This window comes from Streptomyces sp. P17 (assembly GCF_032436805.1).
In the GTDB taxonomy this organism is placed as follows: domain Bacteria; phylum Actinomycetota; class Actinomycetes; order Streptomycetales; family Streptomycetaceae; genus Streptomyces.
The window spans coordinates 1-447 of the sequence record NZ_JAVRBF010000338.1 but is presented as its reverse complement, the minus strand read 5'-3'; the positions used below and the strand labels follow the sequence as shown (position 1 = coordinate 447).

The following is a 447-nucleotide window of genomic DNA, read 5'->3' as shown; positions in this document are numbered from 1 at the left end:
CGCGAAGGCGTCACAGACGGAGGGGTGGCGTCGCGCAGGTACCGCCATGATCGGGCTGGGCGTAGCCGCCATGGCTGGGGTCGCGATGGCCGTCCGCGCCTCAGCGTCGTTCGAGCAGTCCATGGCGGAGGTTGCCGCTACTGGCGAGGAGGCACGGGGGCAGATCGACGGCCTCCGCAAGGCCGCGCTCGACGCTGGGCGCGACACTGCTTTCTCGGCCACCGAAGCCGCCGACGGCATCACGGCGCTGGCGAAGGCTGGCGTGTCCACCGCTGACATCCTGTCGGGCGGTTTGCGGGGCGCACTCAACCTCGCTGCCTCCGGCCAGCTGAGCGTCGCCGACGCCGCTGAAACAACATCCGCCGCCCTCGTCCAGTTCAAGCTGAAGGGCAAGGACGCTGGGCATGTCGCGGACCTGCTCGCCGCAGGAGCTGGTAAGGCCATGGG

General features: G+C 70.2%; 1 protein-coding gene. It reads left to right on the top strand.

Going from position 1 to position 447, the window contains the following annotated elements:
* Positions 1-46: 46 nt before the first annotated feature.
* A partial coding sequence (locus RMT89_RS41165; protein WP_315888869.1) for a phage tail tape measure protein occupies positions 47-447 on the top strand: 401 nt, incomplete at its 3' end.